At 68.4% G+C, this 1,725-nt stretch carries 2 protein-coding genes; both read right to left on the bottom strand.

What is annotated here, in order from left to right:
* Nucleotides 1-578: nicotinamide phosphoribosyltransferase domain-containing protein (locus AAD496_RS10135; RefSeq protein ID WP_349828587.1), on the bottom strand; the 578-nt coding region annotated here is incomplete at its 3' end.
* Nucleotides 578-1,423, bottom strand: a complete 846-nt coding sequence (locus AAD496_RS10140; RefSeq protein WP_349828588.1) for a phosphoribosyltransferase family protein — start codon at nt 1,421-1,423, stop codon at nt 578-580. The genes AAD496_RS10135 and AAD496_RS10140, both read right to left, overlap by 1 nt.
* Between the last annotated feature and the right edge of the window lie 302 nt (nt 1,424-1,725).

Below are 1,725 nucleotides of genomic sequence, written 5' to 3' on the forward strand. Positions count from 1 at the left end.
TCGAGGAGCGCGCGGTACTCCGCGGCGATCGTCGCCGTCGTCGAGGCGTGCCACACGCTCGCCGACAGTGCCGATTCGACGTAGTTGACCAGCCAGAAGAACTCCGGTTCGGTGTTCTCCACCGTGAAACTCGGCACCCGCAGCGGCACCCGGGTGCCCTCCGGGACGGCGCAGAACCGCAGCGGCAGGTACCCCTTCCGGTGCAGGGCCCGGATGTGCGAGGCGTCGACCGAGCCCGGTCCGAGGTATCCATTCATCGTCTCGGTGTAGAGCTCGACCACCTCGTCCTCGTCGGCCGCGAAGAAGGGCACGAAGGCATCGGTGAGGATCTCCTGGAGGAAGGCCTGCAACCCGAAGTGCACGACCGAGTCGACGCCCGGCAGCCGCGAGGACCGGTTGGTCCAGTTCGAGTACACGCGGGTCGTGTTCGGCGGGTACTGCTTCACGTGGCCGATCTTGTAGCCGTCGGTGAGCAGCAGCGGTGCGATGGGGGAGGGGGCGGTGGTGCGCATGGGGGTCTTCTTCCGGGTGTTCGTGGTCATCACGGTGCGGTCGGTGTTCACAGCGCGGTCGAACATCACAGCGCCTCCTGGATCAGAACGGGCAGGATCGGGTGGACGGTGGCGCCGACCTCGGGGTTGCGGAAGCCGGGGTGGGAGTCGGTCGTGTGGACAGTGCCGAAATGCTCGCGCAGTCGCCCGGCCCGGCCCGAGAACACCCCGTGGGTGACCCACAGGTCCAGACGGTCGGGGCCGAGCCCGGTCGCCTCGGCGAGGCCGGCGAAGGTGCCACCGCCGTCGCAGATGTCGTCGACGACCAGGAACCGGCCGGTCTCCGGCAGCGCCTCGCACTCGAACCCGGAGAGCCGTCCCGTCGCGAAGTCCCGGGTCTTCCGGGCGCGGTACAGCGGGACTCCCAGGTGGCGGGCCGTCTCGGAGGCGCGGGCCACGGCACCGGCGTCCGGGGCGATGACCCCGGCGTACCTGCTCGTCCGGGTACCGTCCGTGGCCCCGTCACCGAGGAACCTGTCCACCAGCCGCGCCGCCGGGTAGGCGACCAGGCCGTCGACGAGCGCCGGCATCACCGTCGAGTGCGGATCGAGGGCGATCACCCGGTCGGCACCGACCGCGTCGATGAGGCGGGCGTAGACTCCGGCGCCGAACGGCCGGCCCCGGTCCATCCGCGCGCCCGGCAGGTAGGGCACGGCGAGCGTGACCCGGTGGCCGCGCTGCTGCTGGAGGTCGGTCCACATCGCTGCGCGGACGAACTCGTTCGCATCCGTCCCGCGGACGACGACCAGGAATCCCTGCTCCTCGGGCTCGGCCGTGTCGCGCACGTGCTCCTCACCGGCGGGGAAGTGCATGGGAGTGTCGGTGCTCGGGACGATCCCTCCGGCCGCGTGCCGGGCGTAGAACTCGATCATCGTGCCCACCTCTCGTCTCTGGTCGTTGTGACTAGTAGATGCGATGACTCAATGGTTGCACACACTAATAGTCAATGCAACCCCTGAATCGTCGACTGGGCGCTCCCTCCCGTCGAGTGGGCGCTCCGTCACGTTGACTGGGCACAAAGACGCCGTCGAGGCGCCCTGCACGTGTGATGTCACGCTTGGGTTCTAACGGTCGTTGCAACACTCTCCATCCGAGAGGTTGCAACGACCGTGCCGTATTCACCTTCCCAACGCCTCCACCTGACACAGCAACTCAAAGAACTCGTCGACACGAA

Source organism: Brevibacterium litoralis (assembly GCF_040212315.1).
Taxonomy (GTDB): domain Bacteria; phylum Actinomycetota; class Actinomycetes; order Actinomycetales; family Brevibacteriaceae; genus Brevibacterium; species Brevibacterium litoralis.